Source organism: Leisingera sp. S2M4 (assembly GCF_055398055.1).
Genome location: NZ_AP040863.1, coordinates 165,229 through 183,860 on the forward strand (window position 1 = coordinate 165,229; position 18,632 = coordinate 183,860).

An 18,632-nucleotide genomic window follows, 5' to 3' on the forward strand; every position below is an offset into this window, starting at 1 on the left:
CCACATGAGCACCATCACCGTTCTCTCCGGCATCGGGGACAAGGGCCCGGCCGCGATGCGCCTCGACACCGGTCACCGCCGCTGGCTGTTGGACTGCGGCTTCGGGCCCGAGGCCAACGCCAATTTCGACCCCGCCTGGCTGGAGGGCGCCGATGCGGTCTTTGTCACCCATGACCATATCGACCACATCGGCGGCGCCGCTTACGCGGTGGAGGCCGGCCTGCCGATCTATGCCACCCGCCGCACCGCGCAGGCGCTGCCGCCCTCGGCCCGGGTGCAGGAGCTGCCGGAGCAGGGCGAGGTCCTGCTGGACGGCGTGCGCCTCACCACCGGGCGCAACGGCCACGCGCTTGGCGGCGTGTGGTTCCACTTCGACCTCGGCGGCGGGCTGTTCTATTCCGGCGACTGGTCAGAGGAATCCGCCTGGTTCGCCTTTGACGCGCCGCCGCCCGCCGAGACCGCGATCATCGACTGCTCCTACCACCTGAACCCGGTGCCGCAGGCGCAGCGGCTGGCCGATCTCGACGCGCTGATCGACCGGCTGGAGGGCCAGATCCTGCTGCCGGTGCCGCCCTCGGGCCGCGCAGGCGAACTGGCGCTGCACCTGATGCGCCGCTTCGGACCCGAGGCGGTGCTGCTGGACCCCGAATGCGCCGCCGCCCTGCGCGCTGCCCTGGCCTCCGGCGGCGTTGCCCCCGGCGCGCAGGAGATCGCGCCGCTTCTGGAGCGCGGCCCGCTGGACGCGGCCCGCTTTCTGATCTGCGACACCCCCAACGCCGACGGCGGCGCGGCCTGGGCCTATGTGCGCGCCTGGCGCGAAAGCGGCCGGTTGGGGCGCGATGCGCATGTGATCTTCACCGGCCACATGACCGCCCATGCCCGCGGCATTGAGGCGGTCGAGGGCGGGCATTTCTGCCGCTGGAACGTGCATCCGCCGCTGCCGGACCAGATCGCGATGATCCGCCGCCTCGGCGCCAAACGCTTTGCCCCCGCTTTCTGCACCCTGCCCGAGGACTACCTGGTGGAACCCGGCTTTGACGCCCAGGTGTTCCTGCATGAAACGGTGGCGCTGTGACCGGGCCGCTGCCCCCCCTGCCCACCCGCGCCTTCTGCCTGATCCGCCACGGCGAGACCACGGCCAACCGCGCGAGCCTCATCGCCGGGCGTCTGGATGTGGCACTGACGGAGGCAGGCCGCGAGCAGGCCCGCGCCCTTGCGGACCGCGACTGGCCCCAGCCACTGGCCCTGTTCACCAGCCCGATGGCCCGGGCCCACGAAACCGCGGCGCTTGGCTTTCCCAACTGTCCTGCAACTGTGCTGGACGGTCTGCGCGAACGCGACTGGGGCATCTTCGAAGGCCGCCCCCTGGCCGAGCTGCCCCGGCGCGAGGGCACACCAGACAACGGCGAGGGCTGGGCTGAGATGATCCTGCGCGTCCATGCCGCGCTGACCGACTGCATCCGGCAAGCAGGCCCTGCGCTGCCGGTGATCGTCTGCCACTCCGGCGTCATCCGCGCGACCCGCCTGCTGACCGGCCAGCCGGACGTCGGACAGCGCGCCCCCAACGCGCGCGCCATCCATTACCGTCCGCTCCCCGGCGGCACCCCCCTGACCCACAAGGAAGAGATTGATGAGCTTTGACACCCCCGCCCGCCGCCCCTGCGCCGTCTTCGACATCGACGGCACGCTGGCCGAATTCGACGCCGAGCGGCTCGGCCCGCTGGTGCACGGGCCGGAAAAACACTGGGACGCCTTCCACGACGCCATGGCGGAAACCGCGGTGATCGCGCCGGTGGCCCGGGTGCTGCGGCAGCTGAAGGTCGGCGGCGAGCAGATCGTGCTGTGTTCAGGCCGCCCCGCAGGCTGGGTGGCGCAGACCGTGGCCTGGCTGGAGGCGAACGATCTGCCCTTTGATGGCATCTACCTGCGCCCCGGCGATGCCGACGAGCTGAGCGACCCGGACGTAAAGCGCGACCTGCTGCAGCAGATGCGGCTCGACGGGTTCGATCCCTGGATCGTCTTTGACGACCGCGCCAGCGTGGTTGATTTCTGGCGCAGCGAAGGGCTGGTCTGCCTGCAATGCGCCCCCGGCGCGTTCTGAGCAGCCCTCGCGCGCGCGGCCTCAGTCGCCCAGCGGCTGCGGCCCCGTGCGCCCGTGATAGGCGGTGAGCGACGCGCGGATGCGGCGCAGGTTCTCGGTGGTTTCATCCATCGCCTGCGCCACCGCCATCGCCAGCGCATCGACCACGATCATGTGGATATAGCGCGAGGCGGTGGGCTTGTGGATGTCCCGGTCCTCCGGCAGGTCCAGCAGGATCGGCACCGTGCAGGCATGGGCCAGCCGGGTGCCGGGCTTGGTGATGCAGATGGTCGTCGCACCATAGCCGCCGGCAATCTCTGCCGCACCGACGATGGCATCCGCCTCGCCGCTGGCCGAGATCAGGAACAGCACATCCCCAGCCTTCAGCGTCGCCGCGCGCATCTGCAGGATGTAGCTGTCGCTGGTCGACACCGCCGGGATTCCCAGCCGGAAGAACCGGTTCGCCGCCTCCTGCGCCACATTGGAAGAGCCGCCGCCAATGCCCGCGAAAACCAGATGCCGGGTCTCCAGCATGGCTGCCTTTGCGCGCTCCATCGCCTCTGCATCGATCTGCTGCTGCATGGCGCTGGCCGAGGCATATAGCGCGCCGAGGATCTGATCGATCGCCGTATCGCCGCGCACCTGTTCGGGCAGCGGCTTGGCGGTCAGATATTGCTGGCTGACCGCAAGGTTCTGCGCCAGCCGCAGCTTGAACTCGCGAAACCCGTCGCAGCCGAGCGTCCGACAGAAGCGGATCACCGTCGGGGTGCTGACATCGCAGTGCCCCGCCAGCTCGGCGATGGTCATGGCGCTGATCTGCTCCAGATGCGCCTTGACGAAATCGGCCACCTTCTGCTCCTGCGTCGGCAGCTGCCCGTCATGGCGGCGCAGCGAGGAAATCACGTCCGCGGTTCCCGAAATACCCTTCTTCGGAGGCAGCCCGTCAGCGGTAGAAGCAATGGTTTCGTCGGTCACGGCGGTCTCCTTGGTTACGCCGAGAAACGTAACTCAGATACATTTTCGGGTCAAACCGACAAAAATCTAAGATGGTTTTTCAGGCATTTGTCGAAAATACGTACCTTAGTAACAAAATTATGTTGATTTCATGCCGCCAACCTGAGTTAAATGTACTTCAAGTACAAGCAAGCTCAGGGGAGGTGAGCGATGCGGAAATGGGCCGAAACCGCCAGCGTCAAAATCAACTCAACCGTCGAAGCCATCGTCGCCGCCCTGATGCTGGCGCTGGTGCTGGATGTCTGGCTGGGGGTGATTGACCGCTATTATTTCCACTGGCAGCTGCCCTGGCCCGAGGTTCTGGCCCGCTACCTGATGATCTGGGCGGCAATGCTGGCGGTGTCCTCCGGCATTGCGCGGCGCGACCACATCGGGCTGACCGCCTTTGTGCTGGCGTTGCCGACGGGGCTGCGCCGGGCGGCGCTGATCTGCATGGATCTCCTGGCACTGGCGCTGTTTCTCTACGTGCTGTGGTTCGGCATCGGCTTTGCCGCCAGCGGCGCACCGCGGCAGGCGATGATCTTCGGCGTCAGCCTTGCGCCCTTCTATGCCGCCATCCCGGTCTCTGCCGCGCTGGCCGCGGTGCAGCTGGCGCTGGTGCTGATGCGCGACATGGGCAGCCACATCGACAACCCGCCCTTCAACGATCGCCTCGAGGAGGAAACACCATGATCGCCGCGATCGCATTTGTTGTCCTCATCCTGTTCGGCATGCCGATCGGATTTGCCATCGGCCTTGCCGGCGTCGTCGGCCTGATCGACATGGGCGGCACCAGCTTCCTTGCCATCGGTCCCAGCAAGATCTTCAACGGGCTGAACATCTTCCCTTTCCTCGCGATGCCCTTCTTCATCCTGGCGGGTGAGATCATGAACGACATCGGCATCACCGGGCGGCTGGTGAAGCTGGCGCAGGTGCTGGTCGGACGCTTTCGCGGCGGGCTGGCGCATACCAATATGCTGGCCTCGGTATTCTTTGCCGGGCTGACCGGATCCGCCACCGCCGACGCCGCCGCCTTTGGCCGCACGTTGGTGCCCGCGATGGTCAAGGAAGGCTACAAGCGCGACTACGCCTGTGCGGTCACCGCCGCCGGGTCGATCATCGGCCCGACCATCCCGCCCTCGGGCCTGATGGTGGTCTATGGCTCGCTGATGGGCGTGTCGATTGCCGGGCTGTTCGCGGCAGGCATCCTGCCCGGTCTGGTGATCTGCCTGGTCTGCATGGGCGTCATCGCCATCGGCGGCAAGCGCGAGAACCTGCCCAAGGCCATCCGCGGCGCCACCCCCCGCGAGATCTGGGACACCTTCCTGTCCTCCCTCACCGCGCTCGCCATGCCCGTCATCATCCTCGGCGGCATCCTCGGCGGCATCGTCACCCCGACAGAGGCCGCATCGATCGCCGTTGCCTATGCCATCTTCATCGGCGTCTTTGTCTACCGCACCCTGACCCTGCGGGGCTTCTACGGCATGCTGGTGCGCACCGCGCGCATCACCGGGGTGATCTTTGTCATCATCGCCTTTGCCGGCATTCTCGGCTGGTGGATGAGTTTCGAGCGCATCCCGCAGCTGATCGCGGAAACCGTGCTGGGCCTGTCCGACAACCGCTATGCGGTGATCGCCATCATCATCGGCCTCTTGCTGATCGTCGGCATGGTGATGGACATTACCGCCATCCTGATCATCCTCGCGCCGGTGCTGGTGCCGCTGAGCGAACAGGTCGGGCTGGAGCCGATCCACGCAGGCATCATCTTTGTGCTGGCGCTGAACATCTCGCTGATGACACCCCCGGTGGGCGCCTGCCTCTTCGTGCTGTCCTCCGTCACCGGCGAAAAGCTGGAGCGCATCTCGATGAAGCTGATGCCCTTCCTGCTGGCCGAGGTCGCCATCCTGTTTGTCTTTGCCTTCTGGGAGGACGCGGCCCTGCTGCTGCCCCGGATGCTCGGCTTCGCCCAATAACCAAAACCAAATCAAATCCAACAAGGAGGAAACTCATGAACACTCTCATCAAGGGCCTGACCGTCGCGGCAACGCTGACCGCAACCACCGCATCGGCGGGCGGGGTCATCAAATTCGGCCACGACAACAAGACCGACCCGTTCGAAAATCCGGCCCACGCCTGCACCGCCGTGTTCTCCAACATCGTCACTGCGGACACCAACGGCTCCGTCACGGTTGAGGTCTTCGGCTCCAACCAGCTCGGCTCGGCTGCGGAACATGTGCAGCAGGTGCGCGACGGCATCATCCAGGCTACGCTGACCTCCACCGGCGCGCTGGCCAGCTACTACCCGCGCATCGACGTCTTGAACCTGCCCTTTGCCTTCAACGGCAACGCCTCCACCTATGAAGTCTTCGACGGCCCGTTTGGCAAGGAACTGGCCGCCGATATCGAGGCTGAGCTGGGTGATGTTGTGGTGCTGGGCTTTCCGGACACCGGCGGTTTCTTTGCGGTCACCAACTCCAAGCGCCCGATTGCCAATCTCGAAGACTTCGAGGGCATCCGCATCCGCACCATGACCCTGCCCTCGCATCAGAAAATCATGCAGTCGCTGGGCGCCGAGGCCTACCCCCTGTCCTGGGGTGAGGTCTACTCCGGTCTCCAGACCGGCGTGATCGACGGCCAGATGAACCCGGTTCCGATCATCTCATTCGCGAACTTCGCCGAGGTACAGGAACACCTGACCCTGACCAACCACCTGTTCTCGCCCTACACCTTCATGATCAACCGCGCCTTCTACGAGGGTCTGAGCGAGGCCGAGCAGGCCACCCTGCACACCGCCGCCGAGAACTGCGTCATCGCCAGCCGCGGCCTGTCCCGCGTGATCGAGGCCTCGGACCGCGGCCTTGGCGGGCTGATGGACAAGATCAAGGTCACCGCCCTCACTGCCGAGCAGCGCGCCGCCATGGCCGCCGCCGCCCAGCCCGCGTTCGAGGCCCATGTGGCCGAGAACATGGACGCCCGCGCCGGTGAGCTGCTGGCCAAGTTCAAGGAACAGGTCGCCGCGGCCAACGCCTCCGCCTACCTCGACTGACCTCTGCGCCGGCCTGCGCGTTTGCGGGCCGGGCACCCTGGGCAGGCGTCCTTTTGCGCCTGCCCGAATCCCCCGACCAAAGGACCGAACCATGCGGGTCTTCTGCGCCTCGATTGCCACTGAAACCAACACGTTCTCGCCGCTGCGGACCGATTTCTCGGACTTTGCCCAAAGCTTCTACGCCGCCCCCGGCGACCACCCCGAGACCCCGACCCTGTGCAGCGCGGTGTTCCCGGCCCTGCGCAAGCGCGCCGCCGCAGGCGAGGTCGAACTGATCGAGGGCACCGCCACCTGGGCCGAGCCCGGCGGCTTGGTCAACGCCCGCACCTGGGCGCGGCTGCGTGACGAGGTGCTGGAGCAGCTGCGTGCCGCCCTGCCAGTGGACGCGGTGGTGCTGGGGCTGCACGGCGCGATGATCGCGGATGGCTGCGTTGATTGCGAGGGCGTGCTGATCGAATCCGTGCGCCAGATCGCCGGGCCGGACGTGCGCATCGGCGTCACCTTTGACCCGCACAGTCACCTCAGCGAAAAACGCGTGGCAAACGCGGACATCATCACCGTGTTCAAGGAATTCCCCCACACCGATTTCGTCGAGACCGGCGAGGCCTGCGTCGACCTGACCCTGCGCGCCGCCCGTGGAGAGATCGACCCCAAACTGTCCGTGTTTGACGTCCGCATGATGGAGGTGCTGCCCACCAGCCGCCACCCGATGCGCGGCTTCGTCGACAAGATGTGCGCGCTGGAGGCTGACGGCACCGCGCTGTCGATCTCTGCCATTCACGGCTTCATGGCGGGCGACTCCCCCGATCTCGGCGCCAGGACCATCGTCATCACCGACGGCAACCAACCTGCGGGCGATGCGCTCGCGCGCGAACTGGGGCTGGAGCTGCATTCCTTCCGCGGCACCACCAAACCCGAATTCCTGACCGTGCGCGAGGCGCTGGAACAGGCCTGCAAGGCAGAAACCGGCCCGGTGGTGGTGGCCGATGTCTGGGACAATCCAGGCGGTGGCGTGGCCGGCGATTCCACCATCCTGCTGCGCGCCGCGCTGGACATGGGCGTCACCTCGATGGCGCTTGGCACCATCTGGGACCCGATGGCGGTGCGCCTGTGCCACGCCGCCGGCGAAGGCGCGGAGCTGGACCTGCGCTTCGGCGGCAAGACCTCGGCCCATGCCGGTGATCCCATCGACGCCACCGTCACCGTCCTGCGCGTCGCCAAGGATGCGGTGCAAAGCTTCGGCGCCTCCATCGTGCCGCTGGGCGACTGCGCGGTGATCGACGTGAACGGAATCGCGGTGGTACTGAACTCCAACCGCGCGCAGACATTCTCCCCCGATCTCTTCACCAACCTCGGCATAGATATCGCGGCAAAACAGGTGGTTGCGGTGAAATCCACCAACCACTTCCACGGCGCCTTCGCCCCCGTCGCCGCCGACATTCTCTATGCCGCGGTGGATGGCCCCTACCCCAGTAACCCCGCCGAGACCCGCTACACCCGTCTGTCGCGCCCCCTTTGGCCGATCGTCGCGGAGCCCTTCAAGCAGGCAGAACACGCATGACCTTCCCGCAGATCGACACCCCCGCCGTGCTGGTGGACCTCGACATTGCCGAGGCCAACATCGACCGCTTCCAGGCCCATTGCGACCAGCACGGTCTGAAGCTGCGCCCGCATATCAAGACCCACAAGCTGCCGATGATCGCCAAGCGCCAGCTCGACGCCGGTGCCATCGGCATCACCTGCCAGAAAATCAGCGAAGCCGAGGCGATGATCGCCGAGGGCAGCATTGATGACGTGCTGATCACCTTCAACATTCTGGGCGACACCAAACTGGCGCGCCTGCGCGCATTGGCCGAGCGTGTGCGCCTGACCGTGGTCGCCGACAACACCGCTACCGTCGACGGCCTGTCCCGCGCCTTTGCCGACAGCCCCAATGCGATGACAGTGCTGGTGGAATGCGACACCGGCGCCGCCCGCTGCGGCGTCGCCACGCCCGAGGCCGCCCGCGATCTGGCGCAATACATCAGCCAGCAGCCCGGCCTCGCCTTCGGCGGGCTGATGACTTATCCGCCCGTCGGCGCAGAGGCTGAGGTGCAGCGCTGGCTGGTTGCGGCCAAATCCCTGATCGAAGCCGCCGGGCTGGAGGTGCCGACCATCTCCAACGGCGGCTCCCCCGGCATGTGGCAGGCCCAAGAGGTCAGCGTCGCCACCGAATACCGCATCGGCACCTATGTCTTCAACGACCGCTCGCTTCAGGCCCGCGGCACCTGCACCTGGGACGACTGCGCGCTCAGCGTGCTGGTCACGGTGATCTCGGTGCCCAGCGAGGGCCGCGCGGTGATTGATGCCGGCAGCAAGGTGCTGACGTCCGACCTGTTAGGGCTCGACGGCCACGGCCATGTGCTGGGCCGCCCCGACATCCATATCGCGGGCCTCTCCGAAGAACACGGCGTGCTGACCGCCGATGCCATCAACCTGCAGGTCGGCGACCGCCTGCGCATCATCCCGAACCACGTCTGCGTGGTCACCAACATGCTGGACGAGGTGCAGCTGATCCGCGGCGGCCAGCATCTTGGTCCCTGCCCGGTCGCCGCCCGCGGCCAGGTCTGGTGACCCCACCCACCCGAACACACCCATCAGAACAAAAGGAACTCTGAACATGAGCAGCGAAAAGAAAGTCATCCGCTACGGCGACGATCGCACCGGCGCAGGCGGCCAGCCCCTGCCCTTCGCCCCCGCCGTGCGGGCCGGCGATTTCGTCTATATCTCCGGCCAGGTGGCGATGAAGGAAAACGGCGAGATTGAGCCCGGCGGCATCGAAAGCCAGACCCGCCGAACCATGGAAAACCTGAAAGCCGCCTTGGCGCTGGCCGACTGCACCCTCGACGACATCGCCAAGGTCGGCGTCTGGCTCGACGATCCGCGCGACTTCTGGACCTTCAATCGGGTCTATGCCAGCTATTTCCCCAACGGCGGCCCGGCGCGCTCCACCGTGCGCTCGCAGATCATGGTCGACGCCAAGGTCGAGATCGACGCCGTGGTCTACAAGCCGCTGGATTGATCCACCCCGTACCAGTCGGCCCCGCCTTGCCCCGGGGCCGCTCCGGCTCAGGCCAGCGCCGCAACCGCGGTTGCAATCCGGTCCAGCGCCTCGCGCAGCTCGGCCTCGGATGTGGCGTAGGAGATCCGGAAATAAGGCGAAATGCCAAAGGCCCGCCCCGGCACCACCGCCACATGGTGCTGCTCCAGCAGATAGGCGCAAAAATCCGCGTCCGTTTCCAGCAGCCTGCCCTCCGGCGTGCGCTTGCCCAACACGCCCGCGCAGTTTGCAAATGTATAGAACGCGCCCTCCGGCACCGGGCAGCTGATGCCCTCCATGCCGTTCAGCGCCTCCACCACCAGATCGCGCCGCGCCTGGAAACTGGCCCGCCGCTGCGCCAGCACATCCTGCGGGCCGGTCAGCGCCGCCACGGCCGCCGCCTGGCTGATCGACGAGGGATGCGAGGTCGACTGCGACTGCACCACTTTCATCGCCGCGATCAGATCGCGCGGCCCGCCCGCATAGCCCAGCCGCCAGCCGGTCATCGCATAGGCCTTGGAGACGCCGTTGACGGTCAGGATCCGCTCCTTCAGCCGCGGCTCCAGCTGCGCCGGGGTGACGAACTCAAAACCGCCGTAGGTAATATGCTCATACATGTCATCCGCCATCAGCCAGACCTCCGGGTGGCGCACCAGCACCTCCAGCAGCGGCTGGTAATCCGCCGCGCCATAGCCCGCCCCGGCCGGGTTCGAGGGCGAATTCAGCAGCAGCCAGCGGGTGCGGGGCGTGATCGCCGCCTCCAGCTTCTCCGCCGTCAGCCGGAAGCCGGTGTCATCGCCGCAGGGCACCAGCACCGGCTCGCCGCCCGCAATGCGGATGATATCGGCATAAGAGGTCCAGTAAGGCGTCGGAATGATCACCTCGTCGCCGGGATCAAGGCTGGCCATGAAGGCATCGAACAGGATCTCCTTGGCGCCGGTGCCCGCGATGATCTCCTCCGGGCCGTAGTCCAGCCCGTTGTCCCGCCTGAACTTCTCCCGGACCGCCTGCTTCAGCGCGTCCGAGCCGCCAAGCGCGGTGTATTTCGTCTCGCCCGCCTGCATGGCCGCCGCCGCGGCGGTCTTGATGTGCTCCGGCGTGTCAAAATCCGGCTCCCCCGCCCCCAGGATGATCACCGGCGCGCCCTGCCGCTTCATCTCGGCCGCGCGGGCGCCGATGGTCAGGATTTCGGACACCCTGATGGGATCAAGACGGCGGGCGCGGCGGAACTGGGCCATGGCGAAAGGCTCCTTTGCTGGATTTGCGTTCCAGCCAGAGTGACGCGAAAGCCCTCGACCGGAAAACCTGCCCATTGCGACGGCATTCATTCCAGCATGGCATCAGACGCCACGGACGGCCCCCGTCACTCCGGGCGGCTGCGCAGCTGCCTGCGCATCCAGTGCTCCAGCTTCTGCCCGGCCTCCGTCAGCGGCCCCTGCGGGCGCACCAGAAAATACTTCTTGCGCGACACCAGCGCCGGGCCATCGATGCGCAGCAGGCGTCCGGCGGCTATGTCGCGCGCCACCATGTCATAGGGCACGATCGCCGCGCCCAGCCCGGCAGCGGCGGCGGCTATCACCATGGAATGCTGGTCAAAATACCGCCCGTCCTGCCGCGGCGGCCCGTCCAGGCCCGCGCGTTCGAACCATTCCGCCCAGGCCCCCGCCCGGCTGTCCAGATGCAGCAGCGGCGCCTGTGCCACAGCGGCCGGCTGCTGCAGGTCATGCGCCGCATGAAAGCCCGGCGCGCAGACCGGCACCATTTCCTCGCCGAACAGCGGCGTCATCTGGGTGCCGGGCCAGTTGTCCAGCCCGAAATGCACCGCCAGATCAAAGTTTTCCCGCGCAAAATCAAACGGCTCCAGCCGGGTCGAGAAGCTCAGCTCCACCTCCGGGTGGCGGGCAAAGAAATCCGGCAGCCGCGGGATCAGCCAATGGTTGGCAAAGCCCGGCAGCACCGCCAGCCGCAGCGCGGACCGCCCCGCCCCCGCTGCCGCCGCCTTGTGCAGCGTGGCGCGCAGTCCGGCCAGATCCTGCTCCAGATCCGCCGCCAGGCTCTGCCCCGCCGCCGTCAGCACCACGCCGCGGCCCGCGCGCTGGAACAGGTCAAACCCGAGATCCGCCTCCAGCTCCTTCACCTTCTTGCTGACGGCGCTCTGGGTCAGACCCAGCTCCTCGCCGGCGGCGGTAAAGCTTTGATGGCGCGCAGCACTTTCGAAACAGCGCAGATGGGTCAGGCTCGGCAGCCGCATCTCAGGCCTCCTGCTGCAGCTGCGCTGCCAGCCATTCGCGGAATTTTATCAACGGGTAATCCTCCGCATGTTCGGCCGGCCAGACCAGGAAATACTCGCCAAGACTGACCGCCGGACCTTGCATCGCCAGCATCAGCCGCCCCTGGGCGATCTCGTTCTCGGCCAGGAAATCCGGCAGCAGCGCCACCCCCAGCCCATGCACCGCCCCCTGCGTCATCGCCGAGGACTGGTCGAACAGCATCCCCTTCAGCTTGGGCGCAGCGACGTCATGCAGGGTGAACCACTGCTCCCAGCAGTCGGGATGGGTTTCCAGATGCAGCAGCGGAAATTCCAGCAGTGCTGCCGGGCTCTGTGCCGGCGCCGCCATCAGCCCCGGCGCGCAGACCGGCAGCACATGTTTCGGCATCAAGGGCATGTATTCGACCCCCGGCCAGTCCCGCACCCCGTAGTGGATCGCCGCCTGCGCGCTGCCCGCATCAAAACTGAACGGCAGGTTGTGGGTGTGCAGGTTGACGGTGATGCCCGGATGCTGCGCCGCAAAATCCCGCAACCGCGGCGCCAGCCAGTGCAGCCCGAAGGACGGCAGAATCGACAGGGTAAAACTCCCGCCATCCGGGTTGGCCCGCAGCTTGACCGAGGCCTGCGCCAGCCGGGTCAGGATCGCCCGTGCCTCGCGCGCGAAACCGGCCCCCGCCGGGGTCAGCTGCATCCGCATCTGGTCGCGCGCGATCAGGTCGACCCCCATCTGCTCCTCCAGCTGCTTCAGCTGGCGGCTGACGGCGCTTTGCGTCAGCGACAGATCCTCCGCCGCGGCCGAGGCGCTGCCGAGCCGGTCCACCGCCTCCAGCGCCAGCAGAGACGGGATCGATGGCAGGAAACGGCGCGGCGCAATCATATGATATTAACTCATAGGGGCAGGAATTACTTTCATTAGCAATCCCGCGCGGGTGGTGCAATTTCTATATCATACCGATATCCGGCGCGCCAAGCCGGGGATCTTTCAGAATTTTTCCTCATGGCACGCCCTCGCACCACGAAGGATCACCACATGACCCATTCCGACATCCTCGCCGCGGCCGGCCTGACCAATGCCGAGCTGACCGGCGGCAGCCTCGCCGTCACCACGCCGGTGGACGGCAGCGAAATCGCCCGCCTGAAAATGCATACCCCGGCCGAGGCCGAGGCGCAGATCGCCGCCGCCAAACAGGCCTTCCACGCATGGCGCACGGTGCCCGCCCCGCGCCGCGGCGAGCTGGTGCGCCTGCTGGGCGAGGAGCTGCGCCGCGAAAAGGATAACCTGGGCCGTCTGGTGACGCTGGAATGCGGCAAGATCTACCAGGAAGGCTTGGGCGAAGTGCAGGAGATGATCGACATCTGCGATTTCGCCGTCGGCCTGTCACGCCAGCTCTATGGCCTTACCATCGCCTCGGAACGCCCCGGCCACGCGATGCGCGAAACATGGCACCCGATGGGCACCTGCGGCATCATCACCGCCTTCAACTTCCCCGTCGCGCCCTGGTGCTGGAACGCAGCACTTGCGCTGGTCTGCGGCGATCCGGTGATCTGGAAACCGTCGGAGAAAACCCCGCTGACCGCGCTGGCTGTGCAGAAGATCTGCGAGCGCGCCATGGCCGCCTTTGGCGACGACGCGCCCGAAGGCCTCATCCAGGTGCTGATCGGCGAACGTGATCTGGGCGAGGCGCTGACCGCGTCGAAAGACGTCGCCATCATCTCCGCCACCGGTTCCGTGCCGATGGGCAAGGCGGTTGCGGCGGATATGTCCAAACGTCTGGGCCGCACCATTCTGGAGCTCGGCGGCAACAACGCGATGATCGTCGCCCCCTCGGCCGATCTGGAAATGGCCCTGCGCGCCATCGTGTTTTCTGCCGTCGGCACCGCCGGCCAACGCTGCACCAGCTTGCGCCGCCTGATCGTGCACGAAGACATCTACGACGCGCTGATCCCGCGCCTGATCAAGGCCTACGAGGGTCTGCCCATCGGCGACCCGCTGGCCGACGGCACCCTGGTCGGCCCGCTGATCGACCGCGCCGCCCTCGACGCCATGACCTCCGCCCTGGAGCAGGCCAAGGCCGAAGGCGGCACCGTGCACGGCGGCGCGCAGGCGCTGGCGGACAGCCACCCGGATGCCGCCTATGTGCATCCGGCGATCGTCGAAATGCCCGGCCAATCCGCCATCATGCACAGCGAAACCTTCGCCCCGATCCTCTACGTGGTGAAATATACCGATCTCGACCAAGCCATTGAAATGCAGAACGAAGTGCCCCAGGGCCTCAGCTCCTGCATCTTCTCGACCGACTTGCGCGAAACCGAATATTTCCTCTCGGCAGCGGGCTCCGACTGCGGTATTGCCAATGTGAACATCGGCCCCTCCGGCGCTGAAATCGGCGGCGCCTTCGGGGGCGAGAAGGAAACCGGCGGCGGCCGCGAAAGCGGGTCCGACGCCTGGAAAGGTTACATGCGCCGGCAGACCAACACGGTGAACTACTCACGCGAGCTGCCGCTTGCTCAGGGGATCAAATTTGACATCTGATCTGGCTTCCTGCCTCTGGCACCAGACCTGCCAGGAAACCCCCGCCTTCCCGGAACTCACCGGGGAGGCGACGGTCGATCTTGCCGTCATCGGCGGCGGCTATACCGGTTGCTCGGCGGCCCTGCGGGCGGCGGAACTCGGCGCCTCGGTGCAGCTGATCGAGGCGGCAGAGATCGGCAGCGGCGGCTCCGGCCGCAATGTCGGGCTGGTGAACGCGGGCCTCTGGCTGCCGCCCGAGGACATCAACGCCCATCTCGGCGCCGATGGCGGCAACCGCCTGTCGGCCCTGCTGGCCGGCGCCCCCGCCCTGGTGTTCTCGCGGATCGAACAGCACCGCATCAACTGCGAGCCGGTGCCCCGCGGCACCCTGCACTGCGCCCATGCACCCTCCGGCATGAAGGATTTGCGCCGCCGCAACGCCCAGCTGCGCGCCATCGGCGCCCCGGTGGAGCTGCTGGACAGCGCCGAGGCGCAGGCCCGCGTCGGCAGCCAGGCCGTGCACGGCGCCCTGTTCGACCCGCGCGCCGGCACCATCCAGCCGATGGCCTATGCCCGCGGCCTCGCCCGCGCCGCGGCAGAGGCCGGGGCGCAGATCGCCTGCAACACCCCCGCCACCGGCCTGACGCGCACGGCGGAGGGCTGGCGCATCAGCACCCCGCGCGGCGAAATCCGCGCCCGCCAGTTGATCATGGCAACCAATGCCTATGCCCGCGCCATCCCCGGATATGACGCGCCACAGCTGATCCCGGTGCATTATTTCCAGGCCGCCACTGATCCGCTGCCCGACGATCTGCGCGCGCAGATCCTGCCGGGCGGCGAGGGCTGCTGGGACACGGCGCTGGTGATGTCCTCCTGGCGACTGGACATGGCCGGACGGCTGATCATCGGCGGCATGGGTGCGCTGGACCATTTCGGCAGCGCCCTGCACCGCAGCTGGCTGGCCCGCAAGCTGGCCGACCTGTTCCCCAACCTCCGAGACGCCCCCCTGCGCAGCTACTGGCATGGACGCATCGCCATGACCACGGAACATCTGCCCAAGATTCTCGATCTGGGAGGCGGTTACGCCTGCTTCGGTTATTCCGGCCGCGGCATTGGACCCGGCACCCTGTTCGGCAACGCAATTGCCGAAGCTCTGCTCAACGGCGACCCGTCGGGGCTCCCGGTTTCCCCGATCCAAGACCACGCAATTCCCTGTGCCGGTCTACGCAGTCTCTATTATGAGACAGGTGCGACGCTGACCCATATGGTCGGCAACAGATAAAGAGCGGGCCACATGGGCCCGCCCTTGATGGTTCAAATCAGTCACACGCGGCGATCGCACGACCCAGCTGCTGCAACAGAGACGGGTAAAACTGCGGCCCCGGCTCAAGGTTGGCTCCGAGCGGATCCAGCACTGCCGTACCGGCACCGGTCCCCTCCAATACCGTGGCAACCAGCCCCGGATTGAACTGGGGCTCGGAAAATACGCAGCTCACGTTGCGCTCCGCCACGACCTCGCGAATTTCGGCAATCCGGGCCGGGCTCGGCTTGCCCGCGTCCCCCAGCGAAATGGCGCCCGCGGCGGCAAGGCCGAAGCCTTTCTCGAAATACTGATAGGCATCGTGGAAGACGATGAAGTGCTTCGAGCGGAACGGCTCCAGCTCCGCCGAGACACTGGCGACGGTTTCAGCAATCTCCTGCTTCGCCGCTTCGGCATTGGCCCGGTAGGCCGCGGCGTTGTCCGGGTCATGCTCCTCCAACTCGGCGGCGATCACATCCAGCCAGACCTGCGCATTGGCCGGCAAGAGCCATGCATGCGGATCGGCGCCACTGTGATCATGGCCCTCGTGGTCCCCGTGGTCGCGATGCGCATCGTGGTCTTCGCCGGATTGGCCATGTTCTTCGTGGCCATGGCCGTCGTGGTCATGCTCTTCGTGAGCATGCGCTTCGTGGTCGTCGTGACCATGGCCGTGCCCGGCATGATCGGCCTCGTCCTGCGCCCCATGGTCGTGGCTGTCATGGTCATGCCCGCCGTGATCATGGCCTTCATGGTCGTCATGGCCGTGATCGTCGTGCGCCTTTCCGTGATCGTCATGCCCATCTTCGCCACCATGGTCATGGGCCTCGAAACGCGCCCCTTCACGGAAGGACAGGACAGTGGTGCCATCGACTTCCAGAAGCTCGACCCGGTGCGCATCGGCGGCCAGCTCTTCCAGCGGGCCGGCCAGCCACGGGGTCAACGACTCCCCCATCCAGAACACCAGGTCCGCCTGATCCAGCGCGCGCGCTTCGGAAGGGCGCAACGCGTAACCATGCGGCGAAGCCCCCGGAGGCACCACCAGGGCAGGTTCACCCACCCCCTGCATCACGCGCGCCACCAACCCATGAACCGGTGCGATATCTGTCGCCACCTGCGGCGCCTCAGCCCAGGAGCCCCCGGCGCCTGCCAGCAAAGCCACCGCTGCCACGCCCATCTTTTTCATACCTGCAATCCGCATATCGGCCCTATGTAATCTTATAACATCACGCGCTTGATAAACGTCATAACATAACATATCAAGAGGCAAATCTTTTGCCCAAAGGATCATCATCCATGGAGTCCATCGGCTTTGCCCCGCACAATCACAGCAATTGCATCCAGGACTGCATTGCTGCCGTCGACAGCCACTGTCGTCTGAACGGGCTGCAGTTCACCCCGGTGCGGCGGCGGGTGTTGGAAATCCTGCTGCAGGAACACCGCGCGATGGGGGCCTATGAAATACTGGACCGTCTGCGTGAAGAGGGGCTGGGATCGCAGCCGCCCGTCGCGTATCGGGCGCTGGATTTCCTGGTAAAGAACGGCTTTGCGCACAAGATCGAGCGGTTGAATGCGTTCATCGCCTGCGCCCATCCGGGGGAAAATCATGCGGCCTCCTTTCTGATCTGCCGTGCCTGTGACGCGGTGGCGGAAACCCGGCGCGAACCTTCCCAGGGCCAGTTGGGACAGGCGGCGCGGGAGGCGGGTTTCGTGATCGAACGCGCCGTGGTCGAGGCCGAGGGCCTCTGCCCCAAATGCCAGCAGGAACCCCCGGCATGAGCCTGATTTCCCTGCAAGACCTCAGCGTGCGCCACGGCGGCAACACGGTGTTGTCGAAGGTCAGCCTGAACATCGACCCGGGCGAAATCGTCACCGTGGTCGGCCCCAACGGCTCCGGCAAGTCCACGCTTCTGCGCAGCATCATCGGCGCACAGCGCGCCACGGCCGGCGCGGTGCGCCGCGCGCCGGGCCTGCGCATCGGCTATGTGCCGCAAAAGCTGCATATCGACCCGACGCTGCCGCTGACGGTGCGCCGCTTTCTCAGCCTGCCGCAGCGCGTCAGCGACCGCCGCGCGGCCGAGGCGCTGGAGCAGGCAGGTGCAGGCAACCTGGCAGCCCGCCAGATGGCGGACCTGTCCGGCGGCCAGTTCCAGCGCGTGCTGCTGGCGCGGGCGCTGCTGTGCGATCCCCAGCTCCTGATCCTCGACGAGGCCACCCAGGGCCTCGACCAGCCCGGCTCCGCCGCCTTCTACCAGCGCATCGAGAAGGTCCGCCAGGACCTCGGCTGCGCGGTGCTGATGGTCAGCCACGAGCTGCATGTTGTGATGGCGGCCTCCGACCGGGTGATCTGCCTCAACGGTCATGTCTGCTGCGAGGGTGCGCCGGAGCATGTCGCCTCGGCCCCGGAATACCGTGCCCTGTTTGGCACCGGCACCCAGGGCGCGCTGGCGCTCTACCGGCACGAACACAACCACAGCCATGATCACGATGGCCACGACTGCGCGCATGATCACCTCCACGAGGCAGCGGAATGATGGGTTTGCTTGACGATTTTCTGATCCGCGCCGCTCTTGCCGGCATCGGGGTGGCGCTGGCAGCGGCGCCGCTTGGCTGTTTCGTCGTTTGGCGCAGGATGGCCTATTTCGGTGATGCCACGGCCCATGCGTCTATCCTGGGCGTGGCGCTGGCGCTCAGTTTCGACATCTCGATCTTTGCCGGCGTCCTGGCGATGGCCCTGGCGATGGCGACAACCGTGTCCGCCCTCGCCGGGCGCGGCTATGCGATGGATACGCTTCTGGGCGTGCTGGCCCATTCGTCGCTTGCCTTCGGCCTCGTCGCGGTCTCGTTCCTGTCCGGGGTGAGGATCGACCTGATGGCATATCTGTTCGGGGACATCCTCGCCGTCGGGCGTGGAGACCTGGCCGTGATCTGGGGCGGCGCTTTGGTTGTGCTCGCCCTGCTGTGGTGGCGCTGGTCGGCGCTGCTGACCGCAACGTTGAACCCCGATCTGGCCCATGCGGCAGGTATCGATCCACGCCGGGAGCAGATGGTGCTGACACTGGCGCTGGCGGTGGTGGTCGCGGTTGCCATCAAGGTTGTCGGCGTTCTTCTGATCGCAGCAATGCTGCTGATCCCGGCCGCCGCGGCACGTCCTTTTGCACGCACACCGGAAAGCATGGCCGTGGTCGCCGCGCTGTTGGGAATGCTGGCCGCGACGGGCGGACTGCAACTGGCATTCGTGTTTGACACACCCGCCGGCCCCAGCATCGTGTGCCTGGCGGCGGTCAGTTTCGCAGTTTGCAGCCTCGGCAGCGCACTCTACCGCGGTCGCCCCTGACCGCCCCCCCCGGCGCGGC

The 18,632-nt window shown here is 66.7% G+C and carries 19 protein-coding genes; 14 read left to right on the forward strand and 5 right to left on the reverse strand.

Annotated features, from left to right (window positions below; genetic code table 11):
* Positions 1 to 4: 4 nt before the first annotated feature.
* The 3 genes from ACZ52D_RS19665 to ACZ52D_RS19675 are packed head-to-tail and all read left to right on the forward strand — an operon-like array spanning position 5 to position 2,101.
* Positions 5 to 1,075: an MBL fold metallo-hydrolase gene (locus ACZ52D_RS19665; protein ID WP_464443620.1), complete on the forward strand. Its 1,071-nt coding sequence runs from the start codon at positions 5 to 7 to the stop codon at positions 1,073 to 1,075.
* The gene (locus tag ACZ52D_RS19670) at positions 1,072 to 1,641 is read left to right on the forward strand and encodes a histidine phosphatase family protein (protein WP_464443621.1); all 570 of its coding nucleotides are present in this window, start codon (positions 1,072 to 1,074) and stop codon (positions 1,639 to 1,641) included. Before ACZ52D_RS19665 ends, ACZ52D_RS19670 begins: the two co-directional genes overlap by 4 nt.
* Positions 1,631 to 2,101 (forward strand): phosphatase domain-containing protein, encoded by a 471-nt coding sequence (locus ACZ52D_RS19675; protein ID WP_464443622.1) that lies wholly within the window; start codon positions 1,631 to 1,633, stop codon positions 2,099 to 2,101. Before ACZ52D_RS19670 ends, ACZ52D_RS19675 begins: the two co-directional genes overlap by 11 nt.
* 21 nt (positions 2,102 to 2,122) lie before the next feature.
* Here the strand turns inward: ACZ52D_RS19675 and ACZ52D_RS19680 are convergent, their stop codons facing one another.
* The gene (locus ACZ52D_RS19680) at positions 2,123 to 3,055 is read right to left on the reverse strand and encodes a MurR/RpiR family transcriptional regulator (RefSeq protein ID WP_464443623.1); all 933 of its coding nucleotides are present in this window, start codon (positions 3,053 to 3,055) and stop codon (positions 2,123 to 2,125) included.
* Positions 3,056 to 3,244: 189 nt separating this feature from the next.
* On the opposite strand from ACZ52D_RS19680, the gene ACZ52D_RS19685 reads away from it, so the two are divergent.
* From ACZ52D_RS19685 to ACZ52D_RS19710, 6 genes are all read left to right on the forward strand, one after another.
* Positions 3,245 to 3,766, forward strand: coding sequence for a TRAP transporter small permease (locus tag ACZ52D_RS19685; RefSeq protein ID WP_464443624.1), 522 nt, complete (start codon positions 3,245 to 3,247; stop codon positions 3,764 to 3,766).
* Complete coding sequence (locus tag ACZ52D_RS19690) at positions 3,763 to 5,046, forward strand: TRAP transporter large permease (protein ID WP_464443625.1); 1,284 nt, start codon at positions 3,763 to 3,765, stop codon at positions 5,044 to 5,046. Before ACZ52D_RS19685 ends, ACZ52D_RS19690 begins: the two co-directional genes overlap by 4 nt.
* 35 nt (positions 5,047 to 5,081) lie before the next feature.
* Complete coding sequence (locus tag ACZ52D_RS19695) at positions 5,082 to 6,119, forward strand: TRAP transporter substrate-binding protein (RefSeq protein ID WP_464443626.1); 1,038 nt, start codon at positions 5,082 to 5,084, stop codon at positions 6,117 to 6,119.
* 91 nt (positions 6,120 to 6,210) lie between these two features.
* Positions 6,211 to 7,680, forward strand: a complete 1,470-nt coding sequence (locus ACZ52D_RS19700) for a M81 family metallopeptidase (protein WP_464443627.1) — start codon at positions 6,211 to 6,213, stop codon at positions 7,678 to 7,680.
* Positions 7,677 to 8,732, forward strand: coding sequence for a D-TA family PLP-dependent enzyme (locus ACZ52D_RS19705; protein ID WP_464443628.1), 1,056 nt, complete (start codon positions 7,677 to 7,679; stop codon positions 8,730 to 8,732). Before ACZ52D_RS19700 ends, ACZ52D_RS19705 begins: the two co-directional genes overlap by 4 nt.
* Positions 8,733 to 8,778: 46 nt before the next feature.
* Positions 8,779 to 9,180 carry a RidA family protein gene (locus ACZ52D_RS19710; protein WP_222455968.1) on the forward strand — a complete coding sequence of 134 codons (402 nt, stop codon included), beginning with the start codon at positions 8,779 to 8,781 and terminating at the stop codon, positions 9,178 to 9,180.
* Between the two features lie 47 nt (positions 9,181 to 9,227).
* On the opposite strand, the gene ACZ52D_RS19715 is transcribed toward ACZ52D_RS19710, so the two are convergent.
* From ACZ52D_RS19715 to ACZ52D_RS19725, 3 genes are all read right to left on the reverse strand, one after another.
* On the reverse strand, positions 9,228 to 10,436 hold the full coding sequence (locus ACZ52D_RS19715; protein WP_464443629.1) for a pyridoxal phosphate-dependent aminotransferase: 1,209 nt from the start codon (positions 10,434 to 10,436) through the stop codon (positions 9,228 to 9,230).
* Positions 10,437 to 10,561: 125 nt separating this feature from the next.
* Positions 10,562 to 11,449 (reverse strand): LysR substrate-binding domain-containing protein, encoded by an 888-nt coding sequence (locus tag ACZ52D_RS19720; RefSeq protein WP_222455967.1) that lies wholly within the window; start codon positions 11,447 to 11,449, stop codon positions 10,562 to 10,564.
* Between the two features lies 1 nt (position 11,450).
* Entirely contained in the window at positions 11,451 to 12,344 is an 894-nt protein-coding gene (locus tag ACZ52D_RS19725) for a LysR substrate-binding domain-containing protein (protein ID WP_222455966.1), read from the reverse strand.
* A gap of 153 nt (positions 12,345 to 12,497) precedes the next feature.
* On the opposite strand from ACZ52D_RS19725, the gene amaB reads away from it, so the two are divergent.
* Together amaB and ACZ52D_RS19735 are read left to right on the forward strand one after the other, a co-directional pair.
* Complete coding sequence (gene amaB / locus ACZ52D_RS19730) at positions 12,498 to 14,000, forward strand: L-piperidine-6-carboxylate dehydrogenase (protein WP_464443759.1); 1,503 nt, start codon at positions 12,498 to 12,500, stop codon at positions 13,998 to 14,000.
* Positions 13,990 to 15,261 carry an NAD(P)/FAD-dependent oxidoreductase gene (locus ACZ52D_RS19735; protein ID WP_464443630.1) on the forward strand — a complete coding sequence of 424 codons (1,272 nt, stop codon included), beginning with the start codon at positions 13,990 to 13,992 and terminating at the stop codon, positions 15,259 to 15,261. Before amaB ends, ACZ52D_RS19735 begins: the two co-directional genes overlap by 11 nt.
* Positions 15,262 to 15,298: 37 nt before the next feature.
* Here ACZ52D_RS19735 and ACZ52D_RS19740 read toward each other — a convergent pair whose 3' ends face one another.
* Positions 15,299 to 16,462 carry a zinc ABC transporter substrate-binding protein gene (locus ACZ52D_RS19740; protein WP_464443631.1) on the reverse strand — a complete coding sequence of 388 codons (1,164 nt, stop codon included), beginning with the start codon at positions 16,460 to 16,462 and terminating at the stop codon, positions 15,299 to 15,301.
* Positions 16,463 to 16,572: 110 nt separating this feature from the next.
* Here ACZ52D_RS19740 and ACZ52D_RS19745 point away from each other — a divergent pair, with 110 nt between their 5' ends.
* Genes ACZ52D_RS19745 through ACZ52D_RS19755 form a run of 3 tightly spaced genes read left to right on the forward strand, consistent with a single transcriptional unit; the run spans position 16,573 to position 18,613 of the window.
* Positions 16,573 to 17,055, forward strand: coding sequence for a Fur family transcriptional regulator (locus ACZ52D_RS19745; RefSeq protein ID WP_222455962.1), 483 nt, complete (start codon positions 16,573 to 16,575; stop codon positions 17,053 to 17,055).
* Positions 17,052 to 17,810 carry an ATP-binding cassette domain-containing protein gene (locus ACZ52D_RS19750; protein WP_464443632.1) on the forward strand — a complete coding sequence of 253 codons (759 nt, stop codon included), beginning with the start codon at positions 17,052 to 17,054 and terminating at the stop codon, positions 17,808 to 17,810. Before ACZ52D_RS19745 ends, ACZ52D_RS19750 begins: the two co-directional genes overlap by 4 nt.
* The gene (locus ACZ52D_RS19755; protein ID WP_222455960.1) at positions 17,810 to 18,613 is read left to right on the forward strand and encodes a metal ABC transporter permease; all 804 of its coding nucleotides are present in this window, start codon (positions 17,810 to 17,812) and stop codon (positions 18,611 to 18,613) included. The genes ACZ52D_RS19750 and ACZ52D_RS19755 overlap by 1 nt, the downstream gene beginning before the upstream one ends.
* The last annotated feature ends 19 nt before the right edge of the window (positions 18,614 to 18,632 follow it).

Bases quoted from the DNA above. Each gene is read 5' to 3' on its own strand.
- ACZ52D_RS19750 (WP_464443632.1), top strand. From the start codon at position 17,052: ATGAGCCTGATTTCCCTGCAAGACCTCAGCGTGCGCCACGGCGGCAAC.
- ACZ52D_RS19665 (WP_464443620.1), top strand. From the start codon at position 5: ATGAGCACCATCACCGTTCTCTCCGGCATCGGGGACAAGGGCCCGGCC.
- ACZ52D_RS19695 (WP_464443626.1), top strand. From the start codon at position 5,082: ATGAACACTCTCATCAAGGGCCTGACCGTCGCGGCAACGCTGACCGCA.
- ACZ52D_RS19740 (WP_464443631.1), bottom strand. From the start codon at position 16,462: ATGAAAAAGATGGGCGTGGCAGCGGTGGCTTTGCTGGCAGGCGCCGGG.
- ACZ52D_RS19725 (WP_222455966.1), bottom strand. From the start codon at position 12,344: ATGATTGCGCCGCGCCGTTTCCTGCCATCGATCCCGTCTCTGCTGGCG.
- ACZ52D_RS19715 (WP_464443629.1), bottom strand. From the start codon at position 10,436: ATGGCCCAGTTCCGCCGCGCCCGCCGTCTTGATCCCATCAGGGTGTCC.
- ACZ52D_RS19755 (WP_222455960.1), top strand. From the start codon at position 17,810: ATGGGTTTGCTTGACGATTTTCTGATCCGCGCCGCTCTTGCCGGCATC.
- amaB (WP_464443759.1), top strand. From the start codon at position 12,498: ATGACCCATTCCGACATCCTCGCCGCGGCCGGCCTGACCAATGCCGAG.
- ACZ52D_RS19705 (WP_464443628.1), top strand. From the start codon at position 7,677: ATGACCTTCCCGCAGATCGACACCCCCGCCGTGCTGGTGGACCTCGAC.
- ACZ52D_RS19675 (WP_464443622.1), top strand. From the start codon at position 1,631: ATGAGCTTTGACACCCCCGCCCGCCGCCCCTGCGCCGTCTTCGACATC.
- ACZ52D_RS19720 (WP_222455967.1), bottom strand. From the start codon at position 11,449: ATGCGGCTGCCGAGCCTGACCCATCTGCGCTGTTTCGAAAGTGCTGCG.
- ACZ52D_RS19690 (WP_464443625.1), top strand. From the start codon at position 3,763: ATGATCGCCGCGATCGCATTTGTTGTCCTCATCCTGTTCGGCATGCCG.
- ACZ52D_RS19745 (WP_222455962.1), top strand. From the start codon at position 16,573: ATGGAGTCCATCGGCTTTGCCCCGCACAATCACAGCAATTGCATCCAG.
- ACZ52D_RS19700 (WP_464443627.1), top strand. From the start codon at position 6,211: ATGCGGGTCTTCTGCGCCTCGATTGCCACTGAAACCAACACGTTCTCG.
- ACZ52D_RS19710 (WP_222455968.1), top strand. From the start codon at position 8,779: ATGAGCAGCGAAAAGAAAGTCATCCGCTACGGCGACGATCGCACCGGC.
- ACZ52D_RS19685 (WP_464443624.1), top strand. From the start codon at position 3,245: ATGCGGAAATGGGCCGAAACCGCCAGCGTCAAAATCAACTCAACCGTC.